General features: G+C 68.5%; 1 protein-coding gene. It reads right to left on the bottom strand.

Features of this window, described 5'->3' with window-relative positions:
• Positions 1-150 precede the first annotated feature (150 nt).
• Positions 151-1,526: IS1380 family transposase (locus OTB19_RS42730; RefSeq protein WP_267804255.1), on the bottom strand; the 1,376-nt coding region annotated here is incomplete at its 5' end.

The raw sequence follows: 1,526 nt of genomic DNA, 5'->3' as shown, positions 1-1,526 counted from the left end.
CCTCGATCCACCGCGTGATCTTTGATCACGCGGTGTGATTGCTTTTGTGGTGGGTTTCCGGATTCGGGCAGGCCGGTATCCCGGGTGGCCGTCCCGGTGGCGGGTTCTCCGAGGTTCTTTCTGGTCGTGGACGTGCGGTGGGCGCGTCGGTCAGGTGACCATGCGGTGGCCGACGGCTGCCCATAGGTCGGTGAAGTCCTCGGCCCAGCGCCAGCGTTCGGGTAGGTGCAGCACGATCCGCCGTCCCGGGCGGGCGATCCGGGCCGGGACGTTGATGAGGTGGCGGCGGATGGTGCCGGTCCGTGCCCGTGCGTGGAAGACGGAGGCGAGGTGGCCGGCGGCGCGGGTGAGGTTGTAGGCGGCTGCCGCCAGGGTGAGCCAGGCGGCGTTCGCGGTGAACTTTCCCGAGGGCAGATGGGCGAGGGCGGAGTCCTCCAGGTCGGCGAAGACCTGTTCCACCACGGCGTGATCGCGGTGCATGGGCTCGGCGTCGGTGAGGACGAAGCGGCTGTCGGTGAAGATGACGTGGTGGCGCCAGACGGCGAACAGCTCGCTCTGCCCCTCGGGCACCGTCTTCGGATTCAGCCGCTTCACACGGCGGACGATGAGCCGGGCGGTGGTGTGGAACGCCTTCTTCTTGCTGGTGAACGCGGTGAAACCGATCTCGGCGATCTCGGCGTCGGAGATCCAGCGTTGCTCCTCGTCGTCCCAGATCGCGTCGGTGTATTTGATCGGGGTCCAGGCGTCAGCCGGAACCGTCTCGATGGCCGCGCGGATCGTCTTGGTGACCGCGACGGCCAGCGAGAAGCGGGCGCCGGCCTGTCGGCAGGCGGCGACGACCTTGTGGGAGAAGTACGCGGAGTCCGCGCGGACGACGATCTGCGCGGTGATCCCCATCGCCCGCACCGTCGCCAGGGCCTCGCGCAGCAGACTGGCGGCGCCCTTGCCGGAACCCGCCGAGCCTTTGCGCAGGCGGGTGGCGACGATGACCGGCGCGCAGGCCGAGGTCTTGACCGTGACGATCTGGAAGTGGAGACCGCGGACCTTCGTATAGCCGAACGAGGCGCCCTGCTTGGCCGGCCCGTAGACCTGCTTGACCTTGGAGTCGATGTCTACGAACACCACTTCGTCACCCTTCGGGACGAAGCCCGAGTGGGCGGCAAGATTGCAGGTGAAGGCCCGTGCCGCAGACTCCAGTTGACGCACATGACCCCAGGTGAAGGCGCGCAGGAAGGTACCCAGGGTGGATGGGGCGCGAACGCCGCCGAAGAGTTTCGGCAGTCCTCCGTGGCGCAGCACGTCCAGGTCGTCGATGGAGTCGGCACCAGCGACCATGCCGCCCACGATGCTCATCGCCTTCGCGTCGGCGGCCGTGCCGGCACCATTCTTCGCACCGGCCAGGCGGACCTTCTCGGCGACCAGGGCCGGCAGACCGCACCGCTCGGCCAGCCGGATCACCGGGACCAGCCCGGCATGCGCGATCAGATTCGGCTCGTCGAACGCGGCGAAGGCCGCTGCCGGACTGT

The sequence above is a fragment of the Streptomyces sp. H27-H5 genome (genome assembly GCF_026627505.1).
Taxonomy (GTDB): Bacteria; Actinomycetota; Actinomycetes; order Streptomycetales; family Streptomycetaceae; genus Streptomyces.
The sequence above is the reverse complement of the archived record's forward strand: the minus strand, read 5'-3'. Positions and strand labels throughout refer to the sequence as shown.